The 14,971-nt window shown below is 59.9% G+C and carries 14 protein-coding genes; 11 read left to right on the forward strand and 3 right to left on the reverse strand.

Features of this window, described 5'->3' with window-relative positions:
* The first annotated feature begins 1 nt into the window (after position 1).
* The 3 genes from BD293_RS02600 (at position 2) to hrpB (ending at position 4,999) form a co-directional block, all read left to right on the forward strand.
* The gene (locus BD293_RS02600) at positions 2–1,849 is read left to right on the forward strand and encodes a TadE/TadG family type IV pilus assembly protein (protein WP_142079737.1); all 1,848 of its coding nucleotides are present in this window, start codon (positions 2–4) and stop codon (positions 1,847–1,849) included.
* Positions 1,850–2,035: 186 nt separating this feature from the next.
* Positions 2,036–2,500, forward strand: a complete 465-nt coding sequence (locus BD293_RS02605) for a MarR family winged helix-turn-helix transcriptional regulator (RefSeq protein WP_142079738.1) — start codon at positions 2,036–2,038, stop codon at positions 2,498–2,500.
* A 63-nt stretch (positions 2,501–2,563) separates the two neighbouring features.
* On the forward strand, positions 2,564–4,999 hold the full coding sequence (gene hrpB / locus BD293_RS02610) for an ATP-dependent helicase HrpB (protein WP_142084246.1): 2,436 nt from the start codon (positions 2,564–2,566) through the stop codon (positions 4,997–4,999).
* A gap of 60 nt (positions 5,000–5,059) precedes the next feature.
* Here the strand turns inward: hrpB and BD293_RS02615 are convergent, their stop codons facing one another.
* The 3 genes from BD293_RS02615 to BD293_RS02625 all read right to left on the reverse strand — a co-directional run bounded on the left by BD293_RS02615 (position 5,060) and on the right by BD293_RS02625 (position 7,763).
* A complete protein-coding gene (locus BD293_RS02615) occupies positions 5,060–5,884 on the reverse strand; it encodes a C40 family peptidase (protein WP_246086190.1) in 825 nt (274 codons plus the stop codon).
* Positions 5,881–7,290, reverse strand: coding sequence for a leucyl aminopeptidase family protein (locus BD293_RS02620; protein ID WP_142079739.1), 1,410 nt, complete (start codon positions 7,288–7,290; stop codon positions 5,881–5,883). Before BD293_RS02620 ends, BD293_RS02615 begins: the two co-directional genes overlap by 4 nt.
* An 89-nt stretch (positions 7,291–7,379) precedes the next feature.
* Positions 7,380–7,763, reverse strand: a complete 384-nt coding sequence (locus BD293_RS02625) for an SgcJ/EcaC family oxidoreductase (protein WP_142079740.1) — start codon at positions 7,761–7,763, stop codon at positions 7,380–7,382.
* A 100-nt stretch (positions 7,764–7,863) separates the two neighbouring features.
* On the opposite strand from BD293_RS02625, the gene BD293_RS02630 reads away from it, so the two are divergent.
* The 8 genes from BD293_RS02630 (at position 7,864) to BD293_RS02665 (ending at position 14,504) form a co-directional block, all read left to right on the forward strand.
* A complete protein-coding gene (locus tag BD293_RS02630; RefSeq protein WP_142079741.1) occupies positions 7,864–8,193 on the forward strand; it encodes an HNH endonuclease in 330 nt (109 codons plus the stop codon).
* Between the two features lie 26 nt (positions 8,194–8,219).
* Entirely contained in the window at positions 8,220–8,708 is a 489-nt protein-coding gene (locus BD293_RS02635) for a hypothetical protein (RefSeq protein WP_142079742.1), read from the forward strand.
* 144 nt (positions 8,709–8,852) lie between these two features.
* Complete coding sequence (locus tag BD293_RS02640; RefSeq protein WP_142079743.1) at positions 8,853–9,764, forward strand: pirin family protein; 912 nt, start codon at positions 8,853–8,855, stop codon at positions 9,762–9,764.
* Between the two features lie 74 nt (positions 9,765–9,838).
* Entirely contained in the window at positions 9,839–10,591 is a 753-nt protein-coding gene (gene ygfZ, locus BD293_RS02645; protein ID WP_246086191.1) for a CAF17-like 4Fe-4S cluster assembly/insertion protein YgfZ, read from the forward strand.
* A 51-nt stretch (positions 10,592–10,642) separates the two neighbouring features.
* A complete protein-coding gene (locus BD293_RS02650) occupies positions 10,643–11,644 on the forward strand; it encodes a DMT family transporter (RefSeq protein WP_246086192.1) in 1,002 nt (333 codons plus the stop codon).
* 102 nt (positions 11,645–11,746) lie between these two features.
* Positions 11,747–12,847, forward strand: a complete 1,101-nt coding sequence (gene hisC / locus BD293_RS02655; RefSeq protein WP_425467917.1) for a histidinol-phosphate transaminase — start codon at positions 11,747–11,749, stop codon at positions 12,845–12,847.
* The gene (locus BD293_RS02660; RefSeq protein ID WP_142079745.1) at positions 12,844–13,773 is read left to right on the forward strand and encodes a prephenate/arogenate dehydrogenase family protein; all 930 of its coding nucleotides are present in this window, start codon (positions 12,844–12,846) and stop codon (positions 13,771–13,773) included. The genes hisC and BD293_RS02660 overlap by 4 nt, the downstream gene beginning before the upstream one ends.
* Complete coding sequence (locus BD293_RS02665) at positions 13,770–14,504, forward strand: extensin-like domain-containing protein (RefSeq protein WP_142079746.1); 735 nt, start codon at positions 13,770–13,772, stop codon at positions 14,502–14,504. Before BD293_RS02660 ends, BD293_RS02665 begins: the two co-directional genes overlap by 4 nt.
* Positions 14,505–14,971: the final 467 nt, after the last annotated feature.

Here is a 14,971-nt window from a genome sequence, read left to right on the forward strand (position 1 = left end):
TATGACCCTGTGTTGCGTAAAGAAATCCGTTCTTGCCAAGCTGCGTTTCTATCGGGACGATGTGCGCGGCTCACTGAGTGTGGAGCTGGTATTTGTTCTGCCGCTGCTGCTGTGGGCCTATATCGCCATTGTCGTCTTCAACGACGCTTATCGCGCGCGGATGGAGGGGCAGGCCGCTGCGCTGAATGTTGCGGACATGATCTCGCGCAACACCGATGAAGTAACGGTCGATTACCTTGAGGGCATGAATGATGTGTTCGATTTCCTGACCACCCGCAACCGCGACACGCGGTTGCGCATTTCCTCGATGATGTGGGATGCGGATTCCGACCAGCCAGAGGTTGTTTGGTCCTATGGGACGCGCGGTCTGCCTTCGCTGCTGGATCTGGCTACGGCAAGTGTAGCGGCACCTGAAGGCGACGGTTCCGACCCTGAACCCAGTGGGGATTCTGCATTCGACCTGTTGGAGAATCAGTTGTCTGTGGCAAATCTTGCCGACCGCATACCGCCTGTTTTGCCGGGTGAAGCGCTTATTCTGGTCGAGACATTCTCTTATTGGGAAAGCCCTTTGACGAGTCTGATGGGCCTGAATATCTTGAACAATCAGCGGCTCACTCCGCTGGCAGTGACACGCCCGCGTTTCTCACCGTTCATCCGCTTTGAGTTGGACAACGAAATTTTCCCCGAAGGTCCGCCAGAAATTTTGCCCACAGTTGGCGAACTTGATGAACCGGCTGAGCCAGAGCCAGAGGAAGAGCCTGAACCAGAGACCACGACGGTTACCATTGTAAACACAGATTTCAATGATGCAGACACAACCGGCTGGTCGCAAGACAAAGTCCAAAACACGCAATCCAGCAGCTTTCTTGGTCCATTCGGTCAGGAAACACGCCAGACGCCAGTGACCTATCAAGTTAATCTTGGAGGGCCGTCCACCTCGGCGCGGATCGAATTCGATTTGCTTATTATCGACAGCTGGGATGGTTACGACCCAACATGGGCGCGGCCAGAGGGCGAGTTTTTGATGATCCAAGTGAATGGAACATCGATAGCGTTGGACGCATTTCAAGTATATCCTTCGGGTGCCATGGCGGCAGATCGTCGCACGGTGGCATCGCGCGCAGAGGGGCGTTTTACGACGAACATGACCCTTCTGGATGCGAACGCAGTTACATTCGGCGGGGGCTGGGACAATCAACTTTGGCGTGTCGTGATTGATGTTGAAAACCCAACGCAGACTTTCACGCTCGGGTTCTCTGCCAACCTTAATGAGGCAATCGACAACGAATCTTTCGGTTTCACGAATTTCCGTATCACGGCAGAGCGGGGCAACCATGGACCTGCGCATTTCGTGCCGAATGTGGCATCCCGTCTTGGCGAAGATCCTCTGACGCGCTTCACCTCGTATTCCGGCTGCCCTGACATGCGTATTCCGGCCGCCAATATGACCTTGAATAACTCTGACGTTTGGGAACCACTTCGAATGCAGCGGCGTGCGGGGGGAACATCGTGGCTTGGAAGCTGCGGCATTTCAGGTGCCAGTCGCTATATCCAGTCTTCGGCATCGATGGTGTTGAACTATACCAACGACACCAACAATTTGGATGGCAACCGCTTGCGTATCAGGACAGAGGACGGCAATCGCGGCAGAACCTGTGATGCAACACTGTTGATTCGCGATCCGTTCGGGCAGTGGTCATTCAACTCGGAAATTCGAGCCACTGGAACTAACACCGACTATAATGCACGGATCAACCTCGGCCATGCTGAAACGGGCGAATACCATATCTGGATGGGTCACTTCAGCGAAGCCTCCTGTGCCACCGATTTGCGCTTCGAGAGGTATTGACCCTGTAATAGGTTCCGTCCCCCTTGGTGTTCTCATTATTTGCGGGCAGCGTTAAGACCGCGTCGACGGCCAAGCTTAAAGGCCGTCGTGATCCATTGCACGCGACACTACTGGCCACCTGAATTCACCTTGCTAGGTGCAATCCGATCATGCCATCCTGCGCAAAACCTGAACAAGGACAGCGCCATGCGTGATGCGCCGGAAGATGTGTTCGATCTGGAGTGCTTCCTGCCTTATCTTCTCAATCAAGCGGCAGAGGCCAGCAGCCGGTCATTCGCGGCTGTGTATCGAGAGGAATTCGGCATATCGCGCACGCAATGGCGGATCATGGCCAATCTGGGCAAGTTCGGGGGCATGACGGCCTCTGAGATTTGCCGGATCAGCCATATCGAGAAGACGAAAGTCTCGCGCGCGGTCGGGCAGTTGCAGGAATTGGGGTATCTGACACGCACCCGCGCGCAGGACGACAAGCGGCGCGAAAACCTGTCGCTGACGGCAACTGGACAGACAGTGTTTCGCAAGCTGGGCGCGCGCGGTCTGGCCTATCAGGCGCAGCTTGCAACTGCGCTGGGTGCGGACCGGCTGGCGGAATTGGAAGCGATGCTGCAAGAGGTTCGCGCGCTGCACGCCGGTGATGTCGAACAAGAGTAAAATTGCCTTGCTGGTCAGTGCGGTTCTTGCAGAATGCCCGTGCTTGAGCGCATAAGCGCAGCTATGCGCTTGCCCATTGATGACATTCTGCCCGATCTGGCCACAGCCCTGCACCGCGCGGGTCGCGCAGTGCTTCAGGCCCCACCCGGTGCAGGCAAGACAACGCGCGTTCCGCTGGCGCTGCTGGACCAGATAACAGGCCGCATCCTTGTGTTGGAGCCGCGCAGACTTGCCGCGCGGGCGGCGGCAGAACAGATGGCGCGGCTGCTGGGCGAACAGGTTGGCGCGCAGGTCGGCTACCGCATACGTGGCGAGGCGGTCGTCTCGAAGGCCACGCGTATCGAGGTTGTGACCGAAGGCATCCTGACGCGCATGTTGCAAAGTGACCCCGAATTGCGCGGCGTGGGGGCGGTGATCTTTGATGAATTTCATGAACGCTCGCTGAATGCGGATCTGGGGCTTGCTCTGACATGGGAAATCCGCGAGGCGCTGCGCCCTGATCTTGTGGTGGTGGTGATGTCTGCCACGCTGGATGCAGACCCCGTTGCGGCCCTGCTGGACGATGCGCCGATCCTGACCGCCGAAGGCCGCGCCTATCCGGTGGAGACCCGCTGGCTGGCGCGCCCGCGCCCCAAGACCGAACGGTTCGAGGTGGCTGCCGCCAATCTGATCGCGCAGGCCGCAGCCGAGGGTGAGGGGTCTGTGCTCGCCTTTCTGCCGGGTGAAGGTGAAATTCGGCGCGTTGCCTCTGCGCTGGAGGGGCGTGTGGGCGACGCCGATATCCGCCCGCTTTATGGCGCGCTGCCCTTTGCCCAGCAACGTGCGGCGATTGCGCCAATGGCTGCGGGCCGCAAGATCGTGCTGGCCACTGCGATTGCCGAAACCTCTCTGACGATTGAGGATATTCGCATCGTTGTCGATTGCGGTCTGGCGCGGCGCGCGCGGTTCAACCCCGGTACAGGCATGTCGCGGCTGGTCACAGAGCGCGTTACCCGTGCCGAGGCAGAGCAGCGGCGCGGGCGGGCCGGTCGCGTGGCGGCGGGGCTGTGCTACCGGATGTGGGCGCGCAGTGAAGAGGGCGCGCTGGCAGGGTTCGCGCCGCCAGAAATTGCGCGCGCGGATTTGTCCGGGCTGGCGTTGGAGCTGGCCGTCTGGGGCGGGGCGGAGGGTTTGCGCTTCCTGACTCCGCCGCCAGAGGGCGCAATGGCAGAAGCGCGCGCGCTGCTCAGCGGGTTGGGCGCGTTGGATGCGCGGGGCAGTATCACTGCGCATGGGCGGGCAATGGCCGCCCTGCCGCTGCATCCACGACTTGCACATATGCTGCTTGAGGCGGGCAAAGATGGGGCTGGATTGGCTGCTTTATTGTCAGAACGCGACATTCTGCAAGGGGCCTCGGTTGATCTGGGGCTGCGATTGGCGGCGCTGCGCGATCCGCGCGGCTTTGCCGAACGCGCGCCATTCGCGCTGCATCGCGCCACATTGGAGCGGGTGCGCGAAGATATGCGCCGGCTTGTGCGGCTGGCACCCAAGGGGCAACCCGGCCTCAGCCCCGCCGAGATGGCCGCACTGGCCTATCCTGACCGGATCGGACTGCGCCGCAAGGGGGATGCGCCGCGCTATGTGCTGTCGGGGGGCAAGGGGGCGGTTCTGCCTGACGGGGATGGAATGGCGCAGATGCGCCTGCTGGTGGTGACAGACACCGACGGCAACCCGCAAGAGGCGCGAATTCGGCAGGCGATTGCACTGTCGGATGCAGAGTTGCGGGGCCTGTATGGCGAGCAGATCGTTTGGCGCAACCGCTGCGATTGGTCAAAGCGCCACCGAAGGATCGAGGCGCGTGCGCAGGAGTGTTTCGGCGCGCTGGTGCTGGATGACCGTATTTGGCGCGACCCGGACCCGCAAGCCGTGATGCAAGCCGCTTGTGACGGGCTGCGCGATTTGGGCCTGCCTGTGTCAGACGCCGCGCGGCGCTTTATCGCGCGGGTGGACTTGCTGCGCGGACAAGGAGCCGAGATGCCGGATCTGCGCGAGGAGGCGCTGCTGGAGGGATTGGAGAGCTGGCTTGGCCCCTATCTGGCAGGCTGCCGGACTGCCGAGCAATTGCGCGCGCTTGATCTGCTGCCAGCCTTGCGCGCGATGCTGGACTGGGGGCAGATGCAAGTGTTGGACGAGATGGCCCCTGCGCAGTTCACAACCCCTTTGGGCAACAAGGTCGCCATCGACTATTCGGGCGATGCGCCAGAGATTTCGGTACGCTTGCAAGAGATGTTTGGCCTTGCCCGCCACCCTGCGATCGGCCCCGCACGCCAACCTTTGCGGATCGTGTTGCTGTCGCCTGCGCGCAGACCTGTTCAGGTGACGATGGACCTGCCGGGGTTCTGGGCCGAAAGTTATGGGGATGTGCGCAAGGATATGCGTGGCCAATACCCAAGACACCCTTGGCCCGAGAACCCGTTGGAGGCCGCGCCCACCCTGCGGGCAAAACCGCGCAAAACCTGAGGCGTGGCACTGGCCTGATGCCGGGTATTGAGTATTTTCGGCAAGAAAATGATCAAGGGGTCAGAATGGGCGGATATGGGATGTCACCGGGCCCTCAGGCGCGATGCGGCTGAGCGCTTGGTCCAGCGGTTCATAGGCAACAGACATGGTCTGCGCATTGGCGTGCAGGATCATGTCGGGCGCGCTGAGCCATGCAACATGGCCGCGCCAAAACAGCAGATCGCCGCGCTGTTTTGGGGTGCCATGCGCTAAGGCGGGGCCAAGGGCGCGTTCTTGCAGGTCGCTATCGCCGGGGCAGGGGTGATTGCATGCCGTGAGGGCCAATTGCACAAGGGCCGAGCAATCCAGCCCCGCGCGCGAATTGCCGCCCCAAAGATAGGGTGTGCCGATCAGGCTTTCGGCGACAGCGACCGGATCGGTCTCATGCGTGGTGAGGGGGGCCAGATGCTGTTGCGGCAGCCAGAGCCCGTCATGGGTTTGCAGGAATTTTCCATGTGTGGCGATGATTTCAACACAGGCATTCAGTGAGAGGGTGGCGCGCTCAGCACTTTTGAGATCGGGCGCGCAATAGAGATGGGTTGCAGGCGCGCGTACGCGGTGGGTGGGCGTGTGATCCGCCCCGAGATCAGCATGGGGCAGCCAGCCACAATAGCCATCTGCTTCAGCCTGAACATAGGCCATATCCCCGATCTGGTCGAGCACACAGACCCGCGCCCCGCGCAACACTTGCCGGTCGCGCGGCCCGTCGGGACGGCGCAGCAGATCGCTGAGCGGCGCGCAGATGCGCATTATCTGGCCGTCTGTGAAGGCGGGCGCGTCGATCTGGCCTTGCAGGCGCACATGCGCCACGCGCCCGCTGAAAGGGGTCAGGCGCGGATCACTCACAGCGCCAGCACGTCTGGCAGCGCCGCGAACAGGGCGCGCGCCCCTTGGCCTGCGCCGCCTTTGGGCCGTGCCGGGGCGGCGCTGGGCTGGTGGCCGTAAATGTCGAAATGAGCAAAGCGCGGGGTGGCCTCGACAAAGCGGTTGAGAAACAGCGCCGCCGTGATCGCGCCTGCCATTCCACCCGAGGGGGCGTTGTCCAGATCGGCGATGCCGGGCTCAATCAGGGTGTCATAGGCGGGATGCAGCGGCAGTTGCCAGAGCGGGTCGCGCACCTGCGCGCTGGCCTGCATCAGCGCGCGGGCCAGATCGGCATCATGGGTGAAAAACGGTGCGATATCCGGCCCCATCGCCACGCGCGCAGCGCCCGTCAGCGTGGCCATGCAGATCAGCATGTCGGGGCTTTCCTCATCCGCGAGGGTCAGCGCATCGGCCAGCACAAGACGGCCTTCGGCATCGGTATTGTTGACCTCGACGCTCAGCCCTTTGCGCGAGTTCAGAATGTCGCCGGGGCGCATGGCATTGCCCGAGACGGAGTTTTCCACAGCGGGCACCAGCACCCGCAGCTGCACCTGCCAGCCCTGCGCCATAATCATATGCGCAAGGCCCATAACTGTTGCGGCCCCGCCCATGTCTTTCTTCATCAGCCCCATCGAGGCACCGGGTTTGAGGTTCAGCCCGCCTGTGTCGAAACACACGCCCTTGCCCACCAGCGTCAGGCGCGGCCCCGATTTGCCCCAGCGCATGTCCAGCAAGCGCGGGCTGCGATTGGAGGCGCGGCCCACGGCATGGATCAGGGGCAGGTTTTGATGCAAAAGATCATCGCCAAGCGTGACCGAGACTGCCGCCCTATGCTTTGTTGCCAGATCACTAAAGGCGGCTTCCAACTCTTCCGGGCCCATATGCGAGGCGGGGGTGTTGATCAGGTCGCGGGTCAGCGCTTCGCCTGCGGCAATGGCTTCGATCCGGTGCGTTTCCAGATGTACAGGTGCAATCAGCTTGGCGTGATCTGCGGGATCGGACTGGCGAAAGCGGCGAAAGCTGTAGCCGGCCAGACACCAGCCAAGGGCTTCTTCCTCCAACTCCTGCGCGGCGAGGGTGTGGTGCAGCCGGTAAGTATGAGCGGGCAGCTTGGAGCGCGCGCCGCCCATGCAAAAGCGCTGGCGTGCGCGGTCGCGCAAACTACCGCGCCCGATCGCGGCAAGCGCAAAGGCGCCGTCGCCGTCAGGGACCAAAACAGTTTCGCCCGGTTTCGCGCGAAAACCCAGACTGTCAAGCCATGCCCGCACGCGTCGGGGTTGCATATCTGTCCAGCTTTCCAGATCTTCGGCATTGACCAGATGCAGGTCAATCGCCGTGCTGGTTTCCTTCACGAAAGCCATGGGAGAGGGGTGTGGGTGTTTGGTCATGGTGAGTTCCGCGTTGCGCTGGTCAGGTCTGGCCTGAGGTCAGGGTGATGATTTTGAAAGCGGCATTGCTGTTTTGAGGACCGTCTAGATTATTCTGGCATGACCGAGGAGTGATGCTCGATAATTTTCCAACTTTCACCGTCTTGGCGATAGACAAATGTGAAGCGGCACAAAAGTTGCTTTGGCGTGGCGTCAACAGTCAGATCAAATGTATAGATGCCGGAATTGATGGCCAGCGTATCAAGCAGGCGGATGTTTTGCTGTATGATCCTGCCATGGGGCTTCTTTTTCAGAAAGCGGTCGAAATAATCCTGAATGGCCGCAGGCGTCTTGCGGATTTCATTAGAGACAGTTGGCAAAAGCACCGCATCTTCGGCATAAAGTCCAGCGACCGTTGCGGGATCGCGGCTTTGGAGGGCCGCGTTCCAGTCATCAAACAGGTTTGCGATTTCGTCGCGCTTGGAAAATGACATAGATATGCCCCTTATTATTTCTGGCACATGGCAGGTTTGTGGATCGTTTGTCCCGTCCTACATACCGGAACCACAAGCGATGCACTAGAGTGGGGCAGACATGGACAAGGGGCAGGGTGACAATCATCGGTCTGAGCACCCGGTTTGTGCGCTGTGTGGTCGGTCTATCCCGCCCGAGGTGCCGCAAAGCCTGCATCACCTTGTGCCTAAACTGCGTGGGGGCAAGGGCGGGCCTGTGGTGTTGCTGCATCATATCTGCCACCGAGAGATTCATGCCAGCCTGACAGAGTCAGAGCTTGCGCGTAATTTCAACACGATCGAGGCGCTGCGCGCACATCCCAGACTGGCACGATTCATTGACTGGGTGGCGCGACGCCCCCCGGATTTCGCATCCAAAGTGCCGGGCGCGCGGCGAAAAACGCGCCGTTAAAGAATTGTAAAAGGATTGGATGGAAAATGGCAGTTGAAAACTTTGGGACAGTTGCCGCTATGCAGCCAGAAATTCACCTAGATACGGGGTACTCCAGTGCCGGTGCCGTGCAGCGCCTTTCTGAACGGCAGGCGCGGGTCGGAATTATTGCCAACCAAGTCGATGTGGCGCTGCCGATCCCCGCGCCGAGGGATGTTTGGACAAGATGGCCCAATTTGCAATCCGCACGCCGTCAAAAGCAGAAAACCGCTATGTCAATTGAGCAAAGACTGGCGCAAGACCGTGTGTTGAACGGGGATAAGTTGAATGCCTATACCAAAGAAATGCGCGGCATGGTGCAACCGACAAAGCTGTCGCATGGCGCATTAAGCGACGTCACTGAAGGCGCTTTTCGGGTGGGCGCGGCGGGGTTCGAGCGGCTGTCTGGTGTCCATAAACGCAGCGTGTATTCGGCCTTGCGCGTGGGGATTGCTGTGTTGCTGGGCATAGGTGGTATCTGGTGGTTCGGGTCATGAGCAGCGCCTTTCTGGTGACAAATGTGCCGCCTATCTGACAACTGTGCATTGGTGAACATCGCAGGTTCGCAGACAGCGGGTTGTTTTGATGCGTGTCAGAGATGATCTTGCGTCGGGTAAACACCTGTCTGATCGGAGCTGCTCATGTCTATTCGGCCAACATTGGAAACCCGCAAGGCGCAACCCGCACTGGAAGGGGCAGGCGTGCACCTGCATCGTGCTTTCGGCTTTCACGACCCGTCAGAGTTGGACCCGTTCCTTCTGTTCGATGATTTCCGCAATGACATCCCCGAGCATTTTTTGCGGGGCTTTCCGTGGCACCCGCATCGCGGCATTGAAACCATCACCTATGTGTTGGAGGGCGAGGTCGATCATGGCGACAGTCTGGGCAATACCGGCACACTGGGCGCGGGCGATGTGCAGTGGATGACGGCAGGCTCTGGCATTCTGCATCAGGAGATGCCGCGCGGGAATGTGCGCGGACAGATGCATGGGTTCCAGCTTTGGGCAAACTTGCCGGGCAGCCTGAAAATGACGGCACCGCGCTATCAGGATGTGCAGGCAACCGAGATTCCAGAGATCATAGATGATGACGGAACCAAAGTGCGCGTGGTTGTGGGCGAGTTCTGGGGCAAGCGTGGGCCAGTGGACGGGATCGCCGCTGATCCGCAATATCTGGACATCTCGGTCCCGCCCGGAGTGCGCAAAAGCTTCAAGGTCGACACCTACCGCCGCGCCTTTGCCTATGTGTTTGCAGGCTCTGGCATGTTCGCAGATGCTTCCAAACCTTCCGGCATCTTGCTGGAGAAAGAGGTCATGGGGCAGGAGGTCAACATCCGCGACATGTCTGGCGACCGGACCCTGATCCGGTTTGGCACAGGTGATGAGGTGACAGTGCAGGCCGGCGAGGAAGGCGTGCGCTTTTTGCTGATATCTGGTGCGCCGCTGCAAGAGCCGGTTGCCTGGCACGGTCCGATTGTCATGAACTCGCAAGAGGAAATCCAACAGGCGATTCGTGAATTGCGCAACGGCACATTCATTCGTGCCGCGCATTAACTCTGTGCGCGCGGCCCCTGTTCGACAGGGGGCGTGCGGCATATGTAGGGATTATGAATAACCAGAGGTCAGACATGCAGCGCGCGATCATTCAGGTATCAGGGCCGGAACCTACAAAATTTCTGCAAGGTCTGGTCAGCAATGATCTGGGCAGGCTGGCACGTGACGGGATTGTCTATGCGGCGATGCTCAGCCCGCAGGGCAAGTACCTGGCAGATTTCTTTCTGGTCGCGCATCAGGACAGTATCCTGATAGATGTGGCAGAGGGTGTTGCCGATGATCTGGTCAAGCGGTTGTCCCTGTACAAGCTGCGCGCGCCCATCACATTGGAGCGCATTGCGTTTCCGGTCAGTCGCGGCACCGGCCCGGCCCCGGAGGGTGCATTGGCCGACCCGCGCCATCCAGCGCTTGGGTGGCGCGCCTATGGTGTGGATTTGCCGGATGATGGCACCGATTGGGATGCGCTGCGCGTCGCGCATTGCGTGCCGGAAACCGGCATTGAACTTATCCCGAATGAAACTTTTATCCTTGAGGCCGGGTTTGACCGGCTACACGGTGTGGATTTTCGCAAAGGCTGTTATGTCGGACAGGAAGTCACCGCGCGGATGCAGCACAAGACCGCGCTGCGCAAAGGGTTCGTGACCGTATCCATTGTGGGGTCAGCCCCTATCGGCACAGATATCATGGCGGGCGAAAAAGTGGCGGGGCAGGTGTTCACACAAGCAGATGGCAAGGCGATTGCCTATCTGCGTTTTGATCGGGCACTTTCGCACATGAATGCTGCAACTGCACAGATTCTATGGGAGGCCCCCGCGCAACCCGCTTGATTTTGCGCGCGCCCGCGTGTTAGCGATACCGAAGCCGCGTCGGGGAACGACATGCCTTCACTCAAGCATTTGAGCCAATCTGCCTTTGCTGGCCCCGCGCTGGCGCTGACCGCCTTTGCGCTGTTCTCGGCGCATGATGTCATCGTCAAGACTTTGGGCGGATCGTACAGCCCTGTTCAGATTGTTTTTTTCAGTGTTTTGCTGGGGCTTCCGCTGGCGATGATCTTGCTGATGCGCGACCCGACAGATGGCAATCTGTTCCCCCGGCGTCCGGGTTGGACAGCGCTGCGCACGGGCGCGGCTGTCGTGACCGGTGTCAGTGTCTTTTACGCTTTCACTGTTCTGCCCCTGGCCCAGACCTATGCGATTTTGTTTGCAACACCCCTGCTGATTACAATTTTATCCGTCCCTATTCTGGGTGAACGCGTCGGATTGCACCGGGGGGCGGCTGTCGTGGTGGGGCTGGTCGGTGTGTTGATCGTTCTGCGTCCGGGGCAGGGGGCGGGGATCAGCGCGGGCCATGTGGCGGCGTTATTGGCGGCCTGCGCCAGCGCATTTGCCTCGATCATCATTCGCAAGATCGGCAATGAGGAACGCAATGTCGTTTTGCTATTATATCCGATGATGGCAAATCTGGTGCTGATGGGGGCCGCATTGCCCTTCGTCTATCGTCCCATGCCACTTGCCGATTTCGGGGCGCTGGCGCTGATGGCCAGTCTGGCGCTGGTGGCGAGCCTGTGCGTGATCGCGGCCTATAAGCGCGCGCCTGCGTTTCAAATCGCGCCGATGCAATATTCACAGATTATCTGGGCGGTTCTGTTTGGGGCGCTGTTCTTTGGCGAAGGGGTGGACCTGCTGACCATCGCAGGCGCCGCAGTCATCATCTTAAGTGGAATTTACATCGTCATGCGCGAAGATAAGGCCAATGTATCGGATAACCGCCCGGTTCTGGCCACGCGCACGCGCACCGATACCGGTACTTACCCCCGTGCTGGCCAGCTTGGAAAATTTGACGAGGAACAGGGTTCGGATGACGGTCTGAACAAGCCCTGAGCGCGGCACAATGGCAACGTGTTGACGCAGGATGGAAAAAACCGGCCCATTGCGCTGGCCTCACCCCGACTCTGGCGCTAAAGACAAGCGCAAGAAGTGGTCATGAGGCAACAAATGCACGCGCATATTCGCCCGCAACCGGGTATTCTGGACATAGCGCTTTATCAGGGCGGCACGTCAAAGATCGCCGGACGTGACGATGTGGTGAAGCTGTCATCTAATGAGAACCCTTTCGGGCCGGGCGATATGGCACGTCAGGCCTATGCCCGCGCAGGTCACGACCTGCATCGCTACCCCTCGACCGATCATGCCAGTCTGCGCGCGGCCCTTGGGGCGCATTTCGGTCTGGACGCTGGGCGCATCATTTGCGGTGCAGGTTCAGACGAGATTATCAGCTTTCTGTGTCAGGCCTATGCCGGGCCGGGGGATGAAGTGCTGTATTCGCAACATGGGTTCCTGATGTATCGCATCTCGGCGATGGCCGCAGGTGCGACACCCGTCGCCGCCCCCGAGCAAGAGCGCACCGCCGATGTCGATGCACTTCTGGCGGCCGCGAATAAACGCACGAAGCTGGTGTTTATCGCCAACCCAAACAACCCGACGGGAACCATGATCCCGATGGAGGAGGTGGCCCGCCTTGCTGACGGGCTGCCTGCGCAAGCCTTGCTTGTGCTGGATGGGGCCTATGCCGAATATGCTGCTGGCTATGATGGTGGTGCGGCCCTTGTGGACCAGCGCGACAATGTCGTGATGACGCGCACCTTTTCCAAGCTGTTTGGGCTGGGTGGTCTGCGGGTCGGCTGGGGCTATGGGCCACAGCATGTGATTGATGTGCTCAACCGGCTGCGCGGGCCGTTCAATCTGTCCAGCATGCAGTTGGATGTTGCCGAAGCCGCACTTGGCGATGCAGCACATATCAATCGCAGCTTGACCGAGAATGCCCGCATGCGCACTTGGCTGGCGGCCAAGCTGAACGCGATAGGCCTTGCTACGGACGCGTCCTATGGCAATTTCGTTCTGGCACGGTTTCGCGATGCCGCACAGGCCGATGCTTGCAACTCCGCCCTGCTGGCGGATGGGCTGATTGTGCGGCAGGTGGGCAGCTACGGATTGCCCGAGGCGTTGCGCATCACCATTGGGGATGAATCTGCCTGTCGCCGGGTCGCGCATGTGATCGCCGCCTTCATGGAGGCGCAGCCATGACTGTGCTGTATCAGCGTGTGGCCTTTGTCGGGCTGGGGCTGATTGCGTCGTCTATGGCCCATGCGATCCGCCGTGGCGGATTGGCCGCCAGCATGACAGGCACTGCGCGCTCTGCCGAGACGCGGGCTGTGGCGCGCGAGATCAACCTTGTCGATCAGGTTTTTGATACGGCCGCCGAAGCGGTCGCAGGCGCCGATCTGGTTGTTCTATGCGTGCCGATGGGCGCAATGGAGGGCGTCGCGCGCGAGATCGCGCCGCATCTCGCCCCCGGTGTCACGGTGACGGATGTGGGTTCTGTCAAGCAGGCGGTTATCGATTCGGTTGCACCCTATTTGCCAGATCACGCGCATTTCATTCCCGGCCACCCGCTTGCTGGAACCGAGCATTCTGGCCCGCGCGCAGGCTTTGCAGAGTTGTTCGACAATCGCTGGTGTATCCTGACCCCGCCAGAGGGGTGTGACGCAGATGCGGTTGAACGTCTGACGCAACTCTGGCGTGGCATGGGGGCCAATGTCGATTTGATGGACGCGCCCCATCACGACCTTGTTCTGGCCGTGACCAGCCACACGCCGCATCTTATTGCCTATACAATGGTTGGCGTTGCAGATGATTTGCGCCGTGTGACTGACAGCGAAGTCATCAAGTATTCCGCAGCGGGATTCCGTGATTTTACCCGTATCGCGGCCTCTGATCCGGTCATGTGGCGCGATGTGTTCCTGACCAACAAGGACGCCACATTAGAAATACTGGGCCGCTTCACAGAAGAGTTGTTCGCCCTTCAACGCGCAATTCGTCAAGGTGACGGGGATTTGCTGCATGATTATTTCACGCGGACGCGTGCGATTCGGCGTGGTATCATTGATGCAGGGCAGGATACTGATGCGCCCGATTTTGGACGCACCAGAAAGCACGGAGCAGATGTATGAGTCGACGCGCGATCCTGAGCTTGGGTCTTGTCATCGTGGTGGCAGTTGCCTGTTCGTCAGACCGCAGGTCAGATCGCAGCGTACGCGCACTCCCAACCATTGAGGCCCCCCAACAAAGCCGTGGCGGGTTTTTGTCGCGCCTGAACCCCTTTCAGAACGCCTCTTTCCGCAGCAACCCGTCGCGCGCTGTGACAAGCCCGCAAAGCTCCGACCGGCTGTGCGGGATTCGCGGGCTGGAGGGCGAGGTGCTTCCCCCCATCACATCGGAAGTGGCCCAATGCGGCGTCACAGCGCCTGTGCGGGTCAGACAGGTCGATGGCGTCCGGCTGACCCAAGGTGCCATCATGGATTGCGAAACGGCAGCCGCCCTGCACAACTGGGTGCGCAAGGGGGTCAAGCCTGCCGTGGGGCGCACAGGCGGGGGGGTGACGGGGCTGCGCGTGGCGGCCCATTACGTTTGCCGGCCGCGCAATCATCGCGCCGGGGCAAGGGTGTCCGAACATGGGCGGGGCCGCGCGATTGATATCAGCGCCATTCTGCTTGCCGATGGAAGCGAGATGTCCGTCCTGCGTGACTGGCATGATTCGACGCATTCACGGGCCTTGCAGCGCATGCATCGTGCCGCTTGCGGGACATTTGGGACCACATTGGGGCCGGGATCTGACGGAATGCACGAAGATCACTTCCACTATGATACCGCACGTCATCGCAATGGGCCGTATTGCAGATAGCTTGTGCGCATCGGGGGCAGAATCGCCGCCATGTGGATAAGTTTTTTTAAATTTTCTAAATTTCTCTCTTGCGGTGTTTGTTTGTATTGCCTAGATAGCGCTTCACCGGCGGCGGGAACGCAGCTTGGATGATCGGAAGCTTTCGGGTTTTTGGTTTAGAGATTTCGAGACATGGTTGCATGGGGTTGCGCCGAGAGTGGTGCCACGCTGTGTATGTTTTTGTCTTGTGTTGTTTGACAGATTTGGAACTTGAAGAGATATGCGGGCGGTTTGGTTCATTCGATGGATCGGCCCTTCACATATCGGCTCGCTAGGATGGCTTTATAGTTGTTCGATGATGCGGGTGTCAGCTTCACTGTTTTGCGGCTTTTGTTTTCTTTGGAGGACGAGAGCACAAAACGGAAAAAGACGCGTTTGGGGAGAGATCTCTGAGCGTGTGATATGTGCTTGGGTTTGACGTCAAGGAT

The organism is Roseinatronobacter monicus (assembly GCF_006716865.1).
GTDB classification, from domain to species: Bacteria; Pseudomonadota; Alphaproteobacteria; order Rhodobacterales; family Rhodobacteraceae; genus Roseinatronobacter; species Roseinatronobacter monicus.

Excerpts from the sequence above, each read along its gene's own strand:
- BD293_RS02650 (WP_246086192.1), top strand. The coding sequence starts at position 10,643 with ATGCCTTCACTCAAGCATTTGAGCCAATCTGCCTTTGCTGGCCCCGCG.
- BD293_RS02600 (WP_142079737.1), top strand. The coding sequence starts at position 2 with ATGACCCTGTGTTGCGTAAAGAAATCCGTTCTTGCCAAGCTGCGTTTC.
- BD293_RS02620 (WP_142079739.1), bottom strand. The coding sequence starts at position 7,290 with ATGACCAAACACCCACACCCCTCTCCCATGGCTTTCGTGAAGGAAACC.
- BD293_RS02625 (WP_142079740.1), bottom strand. The coding sequence starts at position 7,763 with ATGTCATTTTCCAAGCGCGACGAAATCGCAAACCTGTTTGATGACTGG.
- hisC (WP_425467917.1), top strand. The coding sequence starts at position 11,747 with ATGAGGCAACAAATGCACGCGCATATTCGCCCGCAACCGGGTATTCTG.
- BD293_RS02630 (WP_142079741.1), top strand. The coding sequence starts at position 7,864 with ATGGACAAGGGGCAGGGTGACAATCATCGGTCTGAGCACCCGGTTTGT.
- BD293_RS02660 (WP_142079745.1), top strand. The coding sequence starts at position 12,844 with ATGACTGTGCTGTATCAGCGTGTGGCCTTTGTCGGGCTGGGGCTGATT.
- BD293_RS02635 (WP_142079742.1), top strand. The coding sequence starts at position 8,220 with ATGGCAGTTGAAAACTTTGGGACAGTTGCCGCTATGCAGCCAGAAATT.
- hrpB (WP_142084246.1), top strand. The coding sequence starts at position 2,564 with ATGCGCTTGCCCATTGATGACATTCTGCCCGATCTGGCCACAGCCCTG.
- BD293_RS02665 (WP_142079746.1), top strand. The coding sequence starts at position 13,770 with ATGAGTCGACGCGCGATCCTGAGCTTGGGTCTTGTCATCGTGGTGGCA.
- ygfZ (WP_246086191.1), top strand. The coding sequence starts at position 9,839 with ATGCAGCGCGCGATCATTCAGGTATCAGGGCCGGAACCTACAAAATTT.
- BD293_RS02605 (WP_142079738.1), top strand. The coding sequence starts at position 2,036 with ATGCGTGATGCGCCGGAAGATGTGTTCGATCTGGAGTGCTTCCTGCCT.
- BD293_RS02640 (WP_142079743.1), top strand. The coding sequence starts at position 8,853 with ATGTCTATTCGGCCAACATTGGAAACCCGCAAGGCGCAACCCGCACTG.